General features: G+C 72.6%; 12 protein-coding genes. 10 read left to right on the plus strand and 2 right to left on the minus strand.

Annotated features, from left to right (window positions below):
• Window positions 1–37: 37 nt before the first annotated feature.
• Complete coding sequence (locus IEZ20_RS37960) at window positions 38–2,473, minus strand: DEAD/DEAH box helicase (protein ID WP_189307444.1); 2,436 nt, start codon at window positions 2,471–2,473, stop codon at window positions 38–40.
• A gap of 128 nt (window positions 2,474–2,601) precedes the next feature.
• On the opposite strand from IEZ20_RS37960, the gene tap reads away from it, so the two are divergent.
• From tap to IEZ20_RS37980, 4 genes are all read left to right on the plus strand, one after another.
• Window positions 2,602–4,887 carry a telomere-associated protein Tap gene (gene tap / locus IEZ20_RS37965; protein ID WP_189307446.1) on the plus strand — a complete coding sequence of 762 codons (2,286 nt, stop codon included), beginning with the start codon at window positions 2,602–2,604 and terminating at the stop codon, window positions 4,885–4,887.
• Between the two features lie 14 nt (window positions 4,888–4,901).
• Window positions 4,902–5,459 carry a telomere-protecting terminal protein Tpg gene (tpg, locus tag IEZ20_RS37970; RefSeq protein WP_189307448.1) on the plus strand — a complete coding sequence of 186 codons (558 nt, stop codon included), beginning with the start codon at window positions 4,902–4,904 and terminating at the stop codon, window positions 5,457–5,459.
• A gap of 418 nt (window positions 5,460–5,877) precedes the next feature.
• Complete coding sequence (locus tag IEZ20_RS37975) at window positions 5,878–6,183, plus strand: MazG nucleotide pyrophosphohydrolase domain-containing protein (RefSeq protein ID WP_189307450.1); 306 nt, start codon at window positions 5,878–5,880, stop codon at window positions 6,181–6,183.
• Window positions 6,184–6,523: 340 nt separating this feature from the next.
• Entirely contained in the window at window positions 6,524–7,885 is a 1,362-nt protein-coding gene (locus IEZ20_RS37980; RefSeq protein ID WP_189307452.1) for a DNA-binding protein, read from the plus strand.
• 62 nt (window positions 7,886–7,947) lie between these two features.
• On the opposite strand, the gene IEZ20_RS37985 is transcribed toward IEZ20_RS37980, so the two are convergent.
• Window positions 7,948–9,180, minus strand: coding sequence for a PIN domain-containing protein (locus tag IEZ20_RS37985; RefSeq protein WP_189307454.1), 1,233 nt, complete (start codon window positions 9,178–9,180; stop codon window positions 7,948–7,950).
• Window positions 9,181–9,407: 227 nt separating this feature from the next.
• On the opposite strand from IEZ20_RS37985, the gene IEZ20_RS37990 reads away from it, so the two are divergent.
• The 6 genes from IEZ20_RS37990 to IEZ20_RS38015 all read left to right on the plus strand — a co-directional run bounded on the left by IEZ20_RS37990 (window position 9,408) and on the right by IEZ20_RS38015 (window position 17,102).
• Window positions 9,408–10,271, plus strand: coding sequence for a TnsA-like heteromeric transposase endonuclease subunit (locus IEZ20_RS37990; protein WP_189307456.1), 864 nt, complete (start codon window positions 9,408–9,410; stop codon window positions 10,269–10,271).
• A gap of 41 nt (window positions 10,272–10,312) precedes the next feature.
• Window positions 10,313–12,250, plus strand: a complete 1,938-nt coding sequence (locus tag IEZ20_RS37995; protein WP_189307458.1) for a Mu transposase C-terminal domain-containing protein — start codon at window positions 10,313–10,315, stop codon at window positions 12,248–12,250.
• Complete coding sequence (locus IEZ20_RS38000; protein ID WP_189307460.1) at window positions 12,244–14,397, plus strand: TnsB C-terminal domain-containing protein; 2,154 nt, start codon at window positions 12,244–12,246, stop codon at window positions 14,395–14,397. The genes IEZ20_RS37995 and IEZ20_RS38000 overlap by 7 nt, the downstream gene beginning before the upstream one ends.
• Complete coding sequence (locus tag IEZ20_RS38005) at window positions 14,391–15,425, plus strand: TniB family NTP-binding protein (protein WP_229896472.1); 1,035 nt, start codon at window positions 14,391–14,393, stop codon at window positions 15,423–15,425. Before IEZ20_RS38000 ends, IEZ20_RS38005 begins: the two co-directional genes overlap by 7 nt.
• The gene (locus IEZ20_RS38010) at window positions 15,422–16,345 is read left to right on the plus strand and encodes a TniQ family protein (protein ID WP_189307462.1); all 924 of its coding nucleotides are present in this window, start codon (window positions 15,422–15,424) and stop codon (window positions 16,343–16,345) included. Before IEZ20_RS38005 ends, IEZ20_RS38010 begins: the two co-directional genes overlap by 4 nt.
• 280 nt (window positions 16,346–16,625) lie before the next feature.
• Window positions 16,626–17,102 (plus strand): helicase associated domain-containing protein, encoded by a 477-nt coding sequence (locus IEZ20_RS38015; protein ID WP_444545271.1) that lies wholly within the window; start codon window positions 16,626–16,628, stop codon window positions 17,100–17,102.
• The last annotated feature ends 32 nt before the right edge of the window (window positions 17,103–17,134 follow it).

Below are 17,134 nucleotides of genomic sequence, written 5' to 3' on the forward strand. Positions count from 1 at the left end.
GAGCGGCGTGGCCACGGCTGAGCGCATCGGGCCGGAACTACACAAGGGCCGCTGGAGCAGCGTTCTCGTCGGTCCAGTCTCCGTCGAAGAGGGCGTCGACCAGGCGTACGTGGTGGTCGGGGAGCTGGCCGGTGCGGTGCTTGGTGCGGGCCTTGGCGAGCCAGGCGCCGATCCTGACGGTGTCGCCGTCGACGCGGATCGTCTCGCGGGCGGAGGGAATGCGGCCTTCGCGGTGCAGGAAGAGCTCCAGGAGCTGAACGGTCTGGGCGAAGGTGCGGCGGGTACGGGGGGCGGGGGCGAGCGGGTTGGCCTCGGGGGTGAGGCCGAGGGCGGTCATCAGCTGCTGCTGACCATCGGTGAGAGCTTGCCAGGTGGTGAGCTGGCGGTGCAGCCAGGAGCCGATCTTCACGCCGCCGAGCTGGGTGTCGCGGGTGAGGGCGGCGGGGTCGGCTCCGGTGGCGAGGTGGGCGCGCAGCAGGTGGTATTTGCGGTGCCAGTCCGCTCCGTGCGGCAGACGCCAGTCGGCATCGAGGGTAGTGAGGGCGTCGGCGCGGGCGGGGCCGAGTTCGCCCTTGGTGGCGAGGTGGCGTTGTTCGGCGAGCCAGGCACCGACGGGGGTGGTGGCGGGGGCGGCGAGGTGGCCGTGGGTGCGGTGGTAGTCGGCGGCCGCGGCGAGGCGGGCGCGCCAGGCAGCGTCGTGCTTGTCCCAGATCATGCCGAGGGCGTCGAGTTCGGCGATCCAGTCGGCTTCGAGGCGGCCGGCTTTCGCGGCGTCGCGCATGGTGGTGATGAAGGTGCCGAGCCGGTAGCCGGTGGGGTCGGTGTAGTCGGCGGGGACGTCGAGGTGGCCGTACTCGTCGCGGTAGGAGCGGGCGGCCGCGAGCCCGAGGCGACGGGAGCGGGAGACGGCCGGGTCGCGAGGGTCGAAGGAGATGAGGTCCATCGCCTGGGCGATGCGCTCGGGATGGACGGTGAAGTCGAAGTGCCAGCGCCGGGCGATGACATCGCTGGTCTCCTTGGGTAGCCGGTTGGCCTTGTCGGGGAGGCGTTCGAGGATGCGGTGGTCGTGGCTGGCCAGCGCGCAGGCGATCGCCCACACCGGCTCATACGCGGTGCCCAGGATGTTCTCGCCATCGGCGCCCGGCGGGATGTAGACGGGGACGACCAGGGAGGCGGTCTTGCCGGAGACGTCCAGGCGCAGGGCGCGGCCGAGGGCCTGGACGCAGCGGATGACGCTGCGGGTGGGGTCGGCGAAGACGATCGCGTCGACGGAGGGGATGTCGACACCTTCGGCGATTAGCTTCGAGTTGGCGAGGATCGCGGTGTCGGCGGCGGCGAAGCCGGCGAAGATGCCGGCGCGCTGGGCGGGGGTGTGCTCGCCGTGGGCGAAGAACAGTTGGGGGGTGATGTCCGGGACGAGGCCGGGGTCGGTGCGGGTCAGCAGGCGCAGGGTGTGCGGGAGTTCGCGGGCGAAGCGGCGGGCGTCGGAGACCAGGTGGAAGTAGACCAGGACCTTCTTCAGGCCGTGCTCGGTCATGGCGCGCAGGACGGCCAGGTGCAAGGCGGTCGTGCGTAGCGCGCCGTCGTCCTTCTCCTGCCGGGACATGGCGGCGCCGGTGGCCGTGGTGCCGGGGGCGGGCAGGTTCAGGCGGCGGCGCAGGTCGGTGTCGGTGAGGGTGGGCACCACGATGCGGTAGTCCGCGGCCCGGCCGTCCGCCACAGCCCTCGCGAGGGGGTATTCGACGACCTTCTTGCCGTAGACGGCCTCGTTGTCCATGGAGTTGGCGAACGCGTCGACGTCCGGGCCGGCCGGGCGTCGGCGGCGCGGGCGGGTGGTGTCGGCCGACTCCGCCAGCTCGGGCGCGGCGAAGATGCGGGGCGTGGCGGTCATGTAGAGGCGGCGGTCGGCGCGGATGCGCTGCGCGTCGTTGGCGATGGCCCACTTCTTGTCCGAGCGGCCCGCGATCCGGTGCGCTTCGTCCATGACCGCGAGGTCGAACGGCGGGACGTCGTACCCCGTGTTCTGGGTCTCCTCGATCTTGTTCAGGGAGTCGTAGGTGCAGATCACCGTCAGTGCCCGGATCTGGTCCTCTGCCTCCCCCACTACCGACATCAGACCGCCCAGCGCGTGCGGGCTGGTGGTCGACATGATCCGGGCGGCGACCATGTCGTCCCGGCCGGCTGTGTCCAGGGAGGAGACGATCACCATGTGCTCGCCGTGGCCGTCCGCCCGCCAGGCCAGGGCGGTCTGCGCCGCCAGGTCCAGCGTGGGCACCACGAACAGCACCAGGCGTGCGTCGAGTTGGTCCGCGACGCGGATGGACACGAGTGTCTTCCCGGTCCCTGTCGCCGACACGAACAGTCCCCGTGTCCCCGGGCGGCCCAGGTGGCGTACGAGCCGGTTCACCGCGTCCGCCTGATCGGGAAAGAGCCGGGACCGCTCGGAGCGGCCGGGGCGCGGCAGCACAGTCATGCAGCGCTTCCTTAACTCGTCGGGAGGCCTTCACGGACACTACCACCGAACGCAATCCGTACGTAGAAAGTGCGCGATATGTACGCCGTAGGTCCGTTCTACGGGTAGGATGAGGGTGGAGGTGTCCCATGTCCGAGCTGTTCGATGCCGTCGACGCGCTGGTCGCGTCCCGGTCCCCGCTGCCGCCGCCGGCGGAGCGTAGGCGGTTGCGCCAGGCTCACGCGCTCACCCTGGACGAGGTGGCCGCCGCGCTGAAGGTGCGGCGGGCGACCGTCGGCGCGTGGGAGTCGGGTAAGACCGAGCCGAGGCCGCCGGAGCGTGAGGCGTACGCGCGCATGCTGGAACAGCTCGCCACGCTCTACCCCGCCCCGGAGGGCACCGGTGCCGAGATGGAGGACACCGCGGTGCCGCAGCCCGCTCCGGCGCCCGCAGCGCAGGCCCAGTCCGCGGCAGCGGCGCCGTCGACGCCGAGGGTGAGCCCGCCGACCGTGTCGGCGAGCGGCGCACCCGACGCGACCGGGGCCGACGCCGCCGAGGAGTCTGCCTCCACTCCTCCAGCGGCGGCCGTTCGGGCACCGGCCGCCGTGTCGCGACCGCGTGCCGAGCGAGCGTCGCACGGCACGCGCCGTCCGGGTGCGAGCAAGGCCGCCCCGGCCAACACGCCCGCGCCCGGCGGCGGATACGTGCACGGCCCGCTGCTCGTCCTCGACGCCGACACCGACCGGCAGGTGACCGGCTACGGCGTCGGCGGTCTGATCCTGGACGTGCCCGCCAAGTCCCTGCCCGCCCTCATCGAGTGGACGCTCACCGAAGCGCAGCTCGGGGCGGAGAAGCTGCACGGCTCGGGCAAGGACGCCGACCCCCTGCTGGTCCTCACCGAGGCCGCGTGCGAACGCTACGGCCTGCCCGCCACGCTGTCGCACGAGGAGCGGCTCGCCGGGCGGCTGGCGGAGGGGCACAAGGCCATCAAGCAGCTTGAGCGGGCCGAGTGGAAGCTGACCAAGCGGGGGCTGGGGCCGTGGGCGCGGATCTACCGTCCCGCGCAGGGCAGCCGCCGGCGGTGCGTGCAGCTGTGCATCCCGTCCTGGCACGCCCTGGACGGCCGCGCCTGGGGTCATGCCGCGCAGCTGGAGCCGGCAGAGCTGGCCCGGGTGCTGGGCGTATACGCGCAACGGGTGATGACACCGGTCGGCTCTCCTGCCGTGACGGGCTTGCAGTTGATGACCGCGCTGAACCCGCCGACCCGTGCGAGCGAGCCGGACGCCGACGGCCGGCGCCACCGCGAGCACCGGCCCGGGTCGCTGGGCACCGAGGCGATGGACCCGGCGCCGTGCGAAGCACCCGACGGCCACCCTGTCCTCGCCGACCTGCCGCGCTTCCACGTGCGCGGCCCCGAGGAGAAGCTGTTCGAGGAGGCCTACGACTGGGCCCGGGACCTGACCGACGCCGAGTGCATGAAGCGCCACCTGGTCGGTATCGACGTCAACCTCGCCTTCGGCGCGGCCGCCAACGGCGCCGTCGTCGGCCTCGCGTCACCGCCGGTCCACGTCACCGATCCGGCCTTCGACCCGGCGCTGCCCGGCTCCTGGCTGGTCGACCTCTCCCACGTCGACCTGAACCGGGTGAAGGTCGGCAGGCAGTGGCGCGACCTCGACGGTGATCTGCTGCCCAGCCCGTTCACGCCGACCGGACGGCGCCCTGAGGGGCCGGCCTGGTACGCCACCCCCACCGTGGCGTACGCCGTCGAACTCGGCTACGACGTTGCCCCCGTCGAGGCCTGGGTGCGTACCGAGAGCGGCCGGTTCCTGGACGGCTGGTACAAGCGGCTGCGCGACGCCTACGTCGCCACCATGAAGGATCTCGGGGTGGGCGAGAAGCTGCCCCCGACCGAGTTCCTGGAGGCGATGGACGGCTACAAGAGCCGCGATCCGGAGCTGGGCATCGTCGTGGACGCCATCAAGATGACCGTCAAGGGCGGCATCGGCAAGCTGCGGGAGAAGGCGCGCGGCGGCGGCTGGAGGCCGGGACAGCCCTGGCCCGCCCTCGCCCGGCCGACGTGGCGCCCGGACATCCGCGCCGCCGTGATCTCCCGGGCCCGGATCAACATGCACCGCAAGATGCTGCATCTGGCCGCGGCCACCGGGCAGTACCCGGTCGCGGTCCTCTCCGACTGCGCGGTGTACGCCGCCGACGGGCCCAGTCCGCTGGACGTCCTGCCCTACGACGCCGGCGGCAAGACCGTGCCCGGCAGCTTCCGGCTCGGCGTCAGCCCGGGCATGGTCAAGCACGAGGGCACCCAGAGCGTGCTGTGGGGGCTGGAAGTGCTCGAACAGCTCGCCGGCGACGGCCATGTCGCCAACCTCGCCCGCTACATCAAGACCGGCGAGGTCACCGCCAAGGACACCGGAGAGTAAGGGGGCAGGGGTCGGTGGTCACGATCGGCGAAGAACTCGACAAGGCGGTGCAGGAGGCGTTCACGCGCCCCATCCCGAAATCCGCCGGCGCGCAGATGCGCTACCTGGTCCGCCAGCACCAGCGCAGCACCCGGCGGGTGGCCGAGCTGCTCGGCATCACCCAGCGCACCGTCGAACGGTACGTGAAGAACCAGATCAAAAAGCCCCGCCCGGAGCTTGCCGACCGCCTCGAGCGTGAAGTTCGCGTGCGCTGGCAGCCGCAGATCAGGGCCAAGGCCAAGCAGACCGCGGCCACCACCGCAGGCATCATGATCGATGTCCAGGCCCGGTTCGGCTACACCGCCGCCCCCGGCAGCACCGACGACGCCCGTGTACGCCACCTCACCCTCGCCCTGCCCCCACAGCACGCCGGCCGCCTATTCCAAGCCCAGGAGGCCGGACTCACCGAGGACCAGCTCCGCCAGATCGCCGCCGAAGCCCTCGGCGAGGTCTACTTCCGCGACAGCGGCCGCCGCGCCCAGGGCCTCGAAGTCGAACTCACCGACCTGATCGACCTCGAATTCGAGCTGTAACCCAGGCCGGCACGGCGACGCGCCGGACGGTGAGCGGCAGCGGCGCCTCGTCGGACCGCGCCCAAGGGCCGGCCGTTGCACCTTTCCACCCCGCCGAGCGCTGAGGGCTGTTCGCCGCTCCACGGCTAAAGGGTGTTGCACATCGGTCCGGAAGATCGCGCAGCGCCTCGCGCGAACATCAGCAGGCATTGCCAGTCGCCAGGAAATCGGACCAAGCGACGCGCTCGACAGGGCAGATCATGGGGTGAAACCAGCGCTGACTGCGTTGTGCAACACCCTTTACGACGACGAGCCGGCCGCGGATTCGGCGGCGCGTGGCGACCGTCTCGGCTGACCTCGCACGGCTTTCGCCCATCAGCTCCGGCGGGCCTCGCTAGGGTGCCGCAAGACAACGGACCACGCTGCCGAGGGGACCATCGTGGACATCGCCGAGGCGCAGAGGCTCGCCTGGGAGAACAAGCTCAGCAAAGGGTTCAACACCACAGACGTGCCGCTGGAGTTCGGGCTCCTGACGGCGGAGGTCGGTGAAGCTTTCACGGCCTGGCGCAAGCAGCTTCCCGACCGGGGCGAAGAGCTGGCCGACGTGTTCCTGTACCTGGTGGGGCTTGCCCAGATGCAGGGTGTGGACCTGGCTGAGGAAGTCGCGCGCAAGATCGAGAAGAATGCACGCCGTACCTACGCCCCGGGGGCCAACGGCACTCTCCTGCGAACCGGGGAAGAATAGGCCGGGCGGCTCCCTGTGCCGGGCGGGTGTGCCGGTTCCGCATGGACGGTCAGACGGTGCCCGATGCGCTGGCGCGGACCGGCCTGCTGTCGCAAATCCGCGTCTTGGCCAACAAGCTCTGCAGCCGGGCGGGCATGTCAGCGCATCGTCGGGTGGTGCGCAGCGGCGCTGGTGGCCAGGGCGCGGTGTGCGCCGCGTTGCGCGCCTGTGCCCGCGGTGCGGACATTTGCCCTGGCTGCGCAGGTGGGCGCCGGGTCATGATGGGGTACCGTGCCCGGCCGGGGCGGGGCCGTGGCGGTCAGGCGTGAGGAGAGCTGTGGCAGCAGGGGCGTTACGGACCGTGCCGCTGGCTGGGGAGCTGACCGCGTCGCTGATCAACCGGGCCGCGGACCGCTACAGCCTGCCGGCCGCGGGCGTGCTGCGGCTGTGGACGTGCCGTAACTCCCCCGTGCGGCACGAGGGCGGGGGTGTGCGCGCCGATGCGGAGGTCGTCCTCAACGAGGCCGGGCGGGGTGTGCTCGCCGAGCTGTGCGGGATGGGGCCGGAAGTGCTGGCGCGGGCACTGCCGGGGTTCACCGTGGACGATCCGAGGACCGGCACCGGCCGGGAGGCCGCCGTGGCGCAGGCGCGGTGGCGGGCGGCGGGCGCGGTGGTGGGGCCGGCCGCGTTCGGGTGCCGGTTGTGCACCGCGCGGCGCACCGGGCAGGCGGTGCGGGCGGTGCGGTACCTGCCGCGCTGGCGACGGGTGTGCGTGCGGCACGCACGGTGGCTGCTGGACGCGGACGCCGACCAGCCGCTGGAGTTTTTGGATCTGCGCCGTCTCCCGGAGGTGGTACAGGCACAAAGGCGGTGGGCGAGTGTGGCGCGGCGTGCGGGGCGGGCCGGGGTGGATCCGGAGCAGGCATTCACGGCGGCCCATGCGGCGGTGGCCCGGTGGTGGGAGCAGGCTCTGCACTGGGAGCAGGAGGAGCTCTGGCCGCGCCGCCTGCACCAGTTGGCGGGTGGCGACGCCGGAACGGATCTAGGGCGGTGGCGGATCGTGGGCCGGGATGCGGCAGTCTTCCCCGAGGTGGTGGCCGTGGCCGACGCGCTGCTGGACCCGGCCATGGCCGAGCTGGTGTGGACGGACAGTGGCGCGGGGCGGCCACGGCCGCTGCCCGCCGACGGGGCGTTCTGCCGCCGGCTGGGCGAACGGGTGGGACGGGACTGGCTGGGGCCGCTGTGCGCGGTTGACTACGGCGGACCGCTGATCGACTGGATGGGCACAATCGTGCGCGGCCGGCGCGGAGGCGGGCCGCCGGGGTGGCGGGACGATCCGTGGTTCGTGAAGCGGGAACAGCAGCCCGCGATGATGGCCGGGCAGCTGCGGGTCCTGGCTGCGGAGAGGAAGGCGGGCGGTACCGGTACGCGGTGGCGTGCCGCCGTGCCCGCCGAACACCGCCTGCACCTTGACCAACTGCTCAGCGATGCCCGGGAGGGGCTCGGGCAACTGCGCGGTGTGCAGAACGGCACCACGGCTGAGGTGGCCCGCACGCTGCTGGAGCAGCTCAGCCACAGCGCCGGTCTGATCGACCAGGCGCTTGTGCATACCGCCGCCGCGGCGGTCGCCGCCGGGGTGGCGCTGGAGGACGTGGCCCAGTGGTTGCGGCTGCCCGCCCGGGAACTCGCGGAGATCCTGGCCGCGGCAGGGGACGACGGCTGACGCCTCGAAGGCTGGTGCCGTGGGACTGTGAAGCGCGCTCTGGTAGGCGGTCTACTCGGACGTCAGTTGCCCAATGGGGTGGCTTTCTCCAGATCGAGCTCGATGGTGTTCTCGTGGTCAGGGTCGAAGCGGGCGTTGAAGTGGAGAACTACCGGGCGAGTGCCTTCCGCTTCGTAGGTGTAGTCGTTGACGAGGGAGACTGAGAAGTCGGAGTCCTGGTCGTGCTCGGAGACGTGGAGGAAGCCCTCCACGTGGGCTTCGGCCTCGGCGGTGACGGTGGCGAGGAGCTGAGCGGGCTCGGCGTCGGGATCGGTTCCGTAGACAGCAGCTCGTACGGTGTCCGGGTGCACGTCGATCGCCGCAAGGCGTGGCTCGTCGAGTGGGAGACGGAGTTCGTCGAAGTCCAGGCCGGCTCCGTACGGCTCGACCCGGTCGACGTCGTCGATCTCCCTGCCGGCCAGCTCGTCACACGCATCTTTGACAGCCTGTTGCAGGCGGGTGCGCAGGTGAGCATCCGTCGCCAGCCGGTCCTGGAACGTCAGCTCGGCGGTGTCCTGTGCGCTCTTCGGCAAGATCTGGGCAAGGTCCGTCAGCCTGTCCAGGCGCTGTACCGCCGGGATCTTGCCGTCCAGGGGCTGCAAGCCCATGGCGTAGACCTGTTTGTCCTGCGGTGGCTGTCCGGTGAGGTCCGCGAGGAGGGCACGGGCGACCGTGCTGGTCTTCTGGTCTTCGCAGAAGTCGCTGTGGTTGCTGGTGATGAAGTACAGAGTGTCGTCGGGGCCGAGGCGTTCGGCTCCGTGCTCGGCGATGCTCGCCCAGATGAGCATGTCGCGGTATCCGTCCGAGCCCTTCTTCCCTCCGCCGCCCTTGGCTCGGAAAGGCCGTTCCTCACGCAGCATGCGTCTCAGGATCTCTTCGTGGGACATGCGTGGGAGGGGCAGGATGACCGCGCCGACCCTGTCCAGGCGCGCTCGAAGCCACTTCTCGTAGCCGCTCTGCAGAGCGGCGACTTCGTCGTGCCGTGGCTCGACGGAGGACTGGCTGTCCCGGTCCCAGGCCAGTTCGTACAGGGCGTTGTCGGCGTCGCTCAGCTTCCTCAAATGGTCGTCGAGGTGGCCCCGGTAGTGCCGCGTTGCCTCTTGGATCACGACCTCCGGGACCCATAGCTCGGCATGGCCCTTCAGGGCCCAGACACGCATCTGCGACCAGGCGATTTTCGAGAGGGTGAGGTCGGTGAAGAACTCTGTGGTGTCCACTGCGACCACAGGGATGCGCGTTGGCGGCATCGGCGGCATGTCTTCCTTCCGGGTGACTGAAGATGCCTCATTGTGCAGCGGAGAGCCGCTCCGCGTGGCGCGCACGTTGCTCGCGGGGCGGGCGGGAAGGTGCAGGGGCCTGCACTGACACGGGCGGCATCAGGTGGCAGCGTGGGGCACGCACATGGCATGGGGCCGAGAGCCGAGAAGAACTTGACCTGGTTACCGGCCGGTTCGCCTGCGCGGCGCGACCGGTATGACGTTGTGTGGAGTACGTGATCATCGACAGCAGCCAGGACGGCACGCCGGCCGGCTTACCCGCCGTCGCCGGCAGCGTCTACCGGGTACCGGGACCCGGCTCGGTGGAGGCGGAGTTCACGGGTGTGGACGGCACGCTCGTGCAGCGCCGCTGGGTGGAGGCGGCCGTCGCGGTCAAGTTCGAGCAGTTGGCGCCGGTGGCAGCGTTCCCGGTGGTGCCGGGGCGGCGGTGGGGGCCGGGCTGGTGGTGGTCGGCCACGACCGGGCGGCATGTGATGCACGGTTCGCAGGCGATGTGCACGCAACTGATGCTGCTGGACCGCGATGCGCAGGTGGTGGGGCTGTCGGCGCGGCCGGTGCGACTGATCTGGCGCGATCCTGACAGCGGGCGGGTGCTCACCTGGGTGCCGCAGGTGTTCGCCCGCTACGCCGACGGGCGCGCCCTGCTGGCCGACTGCCCTGCCACCACGGCGCCGACCGGGGAGCGGGCCGCGCGCGCCGCCGCGGTGCTGGGCGCCGCGTGTCAGGCGGTGGGGTTCGCCTACCGGCGCCTGGGGCCGCCGGATGCGGTGGTGGCGGCGAATGTGCGGTGGCTGGCCGGCTACCGCCATCCCCGCCACCGCGATGCCGGCGGGCTCGAGCAGGCAGTGCTGGAGGCGTTCGCCGCGCCGCGGCCGCTGATGGCCGGGGCCACGGCGGCGGGGGATGCACTCACGACACTGCCGGTGCTCTACCACGCGCTGTGGAGCGGGCGGCTGACCGCGGACCTGACCCGGCCGCTGGGCGAGCACACCCTCGTCTCGGCCGGCCGCCCGGACCCGGTCGAGGACGACGCGGAGCAGGAGCGGGAGCGGGAGCAGCACGCGAGGTGAGCAGGAACCGTACGGCCGTCCCTGGTGGGCGGTGCGTTGAGGTGGGTGCGCAGGTCCGGTTCGAGGACCGCGCCTGGCAGGTGATTGGCCTGGCCGACGGACGGGTGTATCTGGTGGCCGGGGATGGAGCCACCGCCTGTGTGCTGGCTGCCCGTCTGGTGGTCGCGCCCGGCTTCGCGGTGATCGGCGCGCCCGCCGCGCAGCCGGTCACCCCGGTGCTGTGGGAGGCGGTGCCACTGGCGGCGCAGGAGCGGGCCCTGGCCTGGCTGCGGCACATCCGCGAGGTGGAGACCGGGTTGCCGGGCGGCCCCGGAAGCGGCACGCCGAGGCCCGAGTACGACCCGCGGGCCTTCACCCTGGCCGAGCGGGAAGCGGCCAAGGCCCAGGAGCTCACGGGGCTGGGCTGGGCCAGGGTGAGCCGGGCCACGGTGCAGCGGATGCGGCTGGTCTACGGCCGGCAGGGCCTGTGGGGGCTGGTCGACAAGCGCCACCTGCGGGGCCCGTCTCCCACCGGGCGTACGGACGAGCGGGTGGTGGCCGCCGTGCTGGAGGCGCTGCGCCGGTGCCGAGGACGGAGGAAGACCACCATCCGGCAGGTCATTGAGCTGACGGAGCAGATCGTGGCGGACACCCACGGGCCGCATCAGGTGCGGCTGCCTGCCCGTTCGTCGCTGTACCGGCTGGTGAAGGCGCTGGCGGATCCGGCCGAGCCGCCGGGTAGCGCGGCGCGTACCGCCACCGCGGGCGGCCGGGCCGGTGGCCCGCCTGCCGCGCTGCGGCCCGGGGAGCGGGTGCAGGTAGCCACCGCCCGGCTGCCGGTCGGCGCGGTGGGCGAGGACGGGACCCCGGTGGTGGTGGCGGTGACGGCCGCGCTGGACCAGGCGAGCGGCTGCGTGCTGGCCGCCGTGCTGCACGCGGAGCAGGACGGGCCGGTGGAGCTGTCGGTGCTGCTGGCCGAGATGGCCGTGCCCCGGTCGCTGCGCCCGGGCTGGCCCGCCCTGCTGGAACAGGCCCACGCGGGCGGGCCGGTGCAGCGGCTGATGTCCTTGCCCGATCGGATCGAGGCCACCGCGTCGCGTCCGGCGGCCGTCCCCGAGACACTCGTCCTCGACCGGGGGCCGGCCGGTATCACCTCGGCGCACCTGACCGTGTGCGAGAGCCTGAGCATCAGCCTGGAGCCGGCCCCGCCGAGGGCGGCGGGCGCCGCCAGTGGTGCGCTGCGCACGCTTCAGGTGCTCGCCGGCCTGTTCACCCGGCACGCGGTGGCAGTCCGGCCGGCCGTCACCGCCGGACAGGAGGACCGGGCGGACGGGGTGTACTGGAGCATGCCGCAGCTGCAGGACCTGCTGGACGAATGGATCACTGGTGTCTGGCACCACCGTCCCCAGGAGCAGTTGCGGCATCCGCTGCTGCCCCGGGCGGGGCTGACGCCCCAGGAGATGTGGCAGGTGCTGCTGGGCGCGGCCGGGAGGGTGCCGCTGCCGCTGGCCGGGCAGGCCTACGGCGAACTGCTGCCAGCCCGGCGGAGCGCGGTGACCGAATCCGGGATCCGGCTGGGCGGGCGCTGCTACGACGATGCGTGCCTGGACGAACACCGCGGCCGCGGGGACCGGTTCGAGGTCCACCACCATCCTCATGACCCGCGGCAGGTCTTCGTCCGGCTGCCCGACGGCCAGCTCCACGCGGTGCCCTGGGCGCAGGGCGAGCACGGCTTGCGGCCCTTCGACGAGCTGCTTCGGCGCCGCACGGGCACGGTCCTCGCGCACCGCGCCGCCGGTGCCGGTGCCGGTGCCGACGGTGGTGTGCAGCCGGGCAGCGACAGAGCAGGCCCCTCCCTCGCCGCGGCGCAGTCCCGGCAAGCGGCTGCCCGGGGCGGGACCGGCGGTGCGGTGCCCGGCACCGCCAGCGGCGGCAAGGTGGCCGTGGTACCGGGCGGGTTGTCGGTGTATGACGCCGAGGCGGAGGCCGGACAGTGGTGAGCACCCCCGGCCGCCCGGCCCGCGCTGTGGCCGCCGCCCGGCGCCGGCAGGTCAAACTCGGGGCGTATGTGACGTTCGAGGGCCGCCCCTGGCAGGTGGCCGCCGTGGCCGGGGCCTCGGTACGCCTCGTCGACGAGGACGGGCAGACGGCCTCGGTTCTGACCTCGCTGCTGTTCGCCGATCCCACCTTCGCGGTGGTGGACTGCCCGGTCCCCGCCGCGGCGCCGTGGGGTCTTTTGGAGGCGGTGCCCGAACGGGAGCGGGAGAGGGCGATGGCCTGGCAGCGGCACATCCGCGAGATCGAGACCGGGCTGCCCGACGGGCCCGGCAGCACCGGCTCCCCCCGGCCCGAGTACGACCCGCAGCGCACCTCGATGGCCGAGCGGGAGCAGGCCAAGGCCGACGAACTCGCGGCCCTGGGCTGGCCGCGGGTCAGCCGGGCCACCGTGCGCCGCATGCGCGCCCGCTACCACACGGGCGGCGTCATGGGCCTGGTCCGGCAGCGTAAGCCGTCGAGCGCGACCGGGCGTGCGGATGAGCGGGTGGTGGCCGCGGTACTGGAGGCGCTGCGCCGCCAGCGCGGCCGCTCCACGGGCACGCTGAAGGGGCTGCGGGAGGTGACCGGGCAGGTCCTGGCCGAGGTCCACGGTCCGGGCGCGGTGGCGCTGCCGGCGCCGTCGACGTTCAACCGGCTGGTGCGGGTCCTGGCCGATCCGCTGGAACACCCGGGGCGTCCCGCCCGCACCGCCACCGCCGTGCCGGTGCGGCCGTTCACGCCGGTGGTGGCGCTGCGGCCGGGGGAGCTGGTGCAGGTCGACACCACCCGGCTGGACATCATGGCCATCGGCGAGGGCGGAAAGCCGGTGCGCCCGGAGCTCACGATCGCCCTGGACGTGGCAACACGGTCGGTGGTGGCGGCCGTGCTGCGCGAGCAGAGCACCCAGGCGGTGGACGCGGCCCTGCTGCTGGCGGAGATGGCCGTGCCCCACCCGGTGCGGCCCGGCTGGGGCGAGCATCTGCGCCTGGCCCACGCCGCCGTCCCCTACGACCGGCTCCTCGCCCTGGACGCGCGGCTTGAACAGGCGGCGGCGCGGCCGGTGGTGGTGCCGGAGACGATCGTCATCGACCGCGGGCGGGTGTTCCTCTCCGCCGCTTTCCTGGCCGCCTGTGAATCCCTCGGGGTGAGCGTGCAGCCCGCCCCGCCCCGCTCTCCCACCGCCAAGGGCGCCGTGGAACGGACATTCGGCAGCATTAACACCCTTTTCACCCAGCACGCCGCCGGCTACACCGGCCCCCACATCCTGGCGCGCGGCGGGGCGGTGGAAGACGAAGCCCGCTTCACCGTGGCCCAGATGCAGGAACTGCTGGACGAGTGGATCACCGCGTGCTGGCAGCACCGCCCCCACGACGGGCTGCGCCACCCCTTCCTGCCCAAGAAGGCGCTGTCCCCGGGCGAGATGTGGGGTGCGCTGCTGGGCGCGAGCGGCTATGTGCCGCTGCCGCTGACCGGAGCCGACTACACGGAACTGCTGCCGGTGCGCTTCCACCCGGTCACCGGCCGCGGCATCCGCATCAACTACCGCACCTACGACCACGCCATCCTCAACGAACACCGAGGACGGTCCTGCCCCACCGGCCCCGGCGGCAAGTGGGAGGTCCACCTCAACCCGCACGACGTCCGCCAGATCTACCTCCGCCTGCCCGACGGACACCTGCACGAGATCCCGTGGATCCACCGCGACCACGTCCACGCGCCCATGAGCGAGACCACCTGGCGCCACATCCGCAGCACCCTCGAGCAGCGCGCCGAACGCGAGGCACACGAAGCCGTCCTCGCCGAGGCCGCCGACCAGATCCTGCGCCACACCCGGCCCACCACACCGGCGCCGCCGGCCGTGCCCGCCACGGCGCCGGGCCCGCGCGCCGGGAAGGCAGCCTCCCAGGCAGCAGGCGGCGAACCGGCAGCACCGCACCGTACTGCGGCCCAGGCCGCAACGGAGGCGGAGGACAGCCTGGATGCGCTGGACGCCCGATCCCCCGCCGAAGACCGGGACGACGTCGGCGCCGATGAGTCCGGCGCACTCACGCTGCCGGGAAGCGGCGCGCTGACGCTGTACGACGCCGACCAGGAGGCCGAACTGTGGTGAGCCCTGCCCGTCCTTCGCCCCCGAACGAAGGGGAGGCGGCCGCGGGCACGGTGACGACGTTCGACGGCTTCGCCCGGTTCGCCCACGCCGCACCCCCCACGCCGCCGCAGCCGGGCCAGGCAGCCCGCTCGGCGGAGGAACGCCTGGCCTACCACTCGCAGTTCGTCACCGTGCGCACCCCGGCCATCGAATCCCTGGCACGCCAGGTCCGCACCCTGATGATCCTCGGCCGCCACCAGCAGGCCACAGCCCGGCCGTCGCTGATCGTCACCGGCCCGGCCACCACCGGCAAGACCACCGCGCTGCTCCAGGTCGGCCGCACCTGCCACCTCGCCCACACCCGCCGCGCCCACCCGGGCGACACCAGCGTGCCCGTCGCCTACGTGCTGGTACCGCCCGGCGCCACCGCCAAGACCCTGGCTGCCGAGTTCGCCCGCTACCTCGGCATCCCCGTGACCGGCCGCATGACCACCGCGCAGATCACGACCGCCGTCTGCCACACCTACACCACGGCTGGCGTCAAGCTCGTGCTGATCGACGAGATCCACCGGCTCAACCCGCGCTCCTCCAGCGGCGCGGAGGCCGCCGACTGGCTCAAGGACCTCACCGAACGTATCGGCGCCACATTCGTCTACGCAGGCATCGATGTCACCGCCAGCGCCGTTTTCAGCGGAGTACGCGGCGCACAGCTGGCCGGACGCGCCTCTCTGATCGACTGCGGAGCGCTGCCCGCCCGCGCCGGCCACCGCGAGCCGTTCCGCGAGCTGATCGCCACCCTGGAAGCGGCCCTCGACCTCACCGCGCACCGCACCGGCAGCCTGCCCAGGCTGGCGCCGTACCTGCACGAACGGACCGCCGGACGCATCGGCAGCCTCTCACGCCTGATCCGCCAGGCCGCCATCGAAGCCATCTGTGAAGGCACCGAGCGCATCACCAAGACCCTGCTGGACAGCATCGCACTGGACCACCTCGCCGAAGAGCACTACCGGCCCCGCACCCCCGCCCGCCGCACCCGCCCCGGCCGGTGACCGCCCCCACCCGGACCCGCCCCACGCCCGCGGTGCGGCCCGGCACGATGTGGCCCAGCCCGCCCGGTGCGCTGCGCGTGCGACCGCTGCCCCGCGAAACGGCAGCCTCCTACCTCACCCGCCTCGCCGCCGCCTACCACCTCTCCCCCGCCCACCTCCTGGACGGCCTGCACATCACCGCCACCGGCACCCCCGCCGCCCCGCACGCCACCGAACTCCACCTCAGCTGCGAAGCCGCCCGCCGCCTGGCCGCCTTCACCCGCATCCCGCCCGCCCACCTCAACCGCGCACTGAGCCGCCGCCCCCCGCCCGCCACCATCGCCACCGCCCCCACCGCCACCGCCCGCTGGCAGCCCCTCACCCCCGCCGTGCAGCCCCTGCCGGCCTGCACCGCCTGCACCCTGCGCCGCCCGCCCCACCACGCCGCCCCCGCGTGGATCCACCCCGCGCCCGACCTGCCCCGGGCCATGCTCTGCACCCGTCACCAGCAAGCCTCCAGCGACCCCCGACAGCGCATCCCCCTCGACATCCGCACCCTGCCCGAACTCACCCACGCCCGCCTCACCGCCCGCCGACCGCCCACCACGGCTTCCCTGAGCTGGGCCACCACGATCACCACCCGCTGGTACGACCACCACCAGCACCTCCACACCCGCTGGCACACCCGCCTGCACCAGCTCACCACCGCCAACCCCCACCTCACCCCAGGCCCGGCCTCCCCCGCCCTGACCTGCCGGACCCTGATCACCTACCCCGAAACCCTCACCCTCGCCACAACCCTCGACCGCCTACCCCGCCACACCCCCCTGACCCGCACCCAGCAGACCGCCTTCCTCCACCACCTCGCCCGCCGCCTCCACCTGACCCGCCTCGCACCCGCCGACCACGACCTGCTCTGGCAACGCCTCACCACCCGCTGAACCAACCCGCACCCACACCGCCCCAGCCCCCCACAGCCGGCCAGCACCGGCACCTATAGACGCGCCAACCACACTGAGCAAAAACCACCACACCGCTCAGCACACTGCGCAACACCAAACACCCAGCTCAACCCAGGTATCCCCGGACACCGGACACTCCGTTCCGCATAAACCCCACCGACTGACCAGGACTACCACCCAGTACAACTGAACAACAGCAGGCCACAATCAAGATCAATAAGCACACCATCAGCTACGCCATAGGTGCCCGGCCTGGCCGGTGGAGTGGCAGCGCGCCTTCCACCTCACCCGGCAACACCTGCAGGCCGGCGGCGAGATGCCGACGGAGCCGGGCGTCGTCGTGCACCGGGGCGAGGACCTGGGGCGGTGGGTACGGGCTCAGCGACTCGGCTGGGAGAAGCTCACAGGCGCACAGCAATGGCTGTGCGAGCACGTCCTCGGGATCAAGCCCGCCACCGACGGCGAAAAGCCGCGACCGCGCCGTACGCAGGCCGACAAATGGGCGCTCAACCTCGCCGCCGCCACGCAGTACTACCAGCGCGAAGGACATCTGCGGGTACCGAGGAAGCACGTCGAAACGATCGTCGTCGGCGACGGGAAGGGCGGCAGCGGCCAGGGCCAGGAGGAACGGCAGATCCGGCTTGGTGCATGGATCGGGAATCAGCGCAGTCGAGCCGCGACGCTGTCGCCCGAGCGAGTAGAGCAGCTCTCCACCATCGGCATGCGATGGACATAACCAGACGTACTGCGTACCCGTGGCGCCCGTGA

It is taken from the genome of Streptomyces cinerochromogenes, from assembly GCF_014648635.1.
Taxonomy (GTDB): domain Bacteria; phylum Actinomycetota; class Actinomycetes; order Streptomycetales; family Streptomycetaceae; genus Streptomyces; species Streptomyces cinerochromogenes.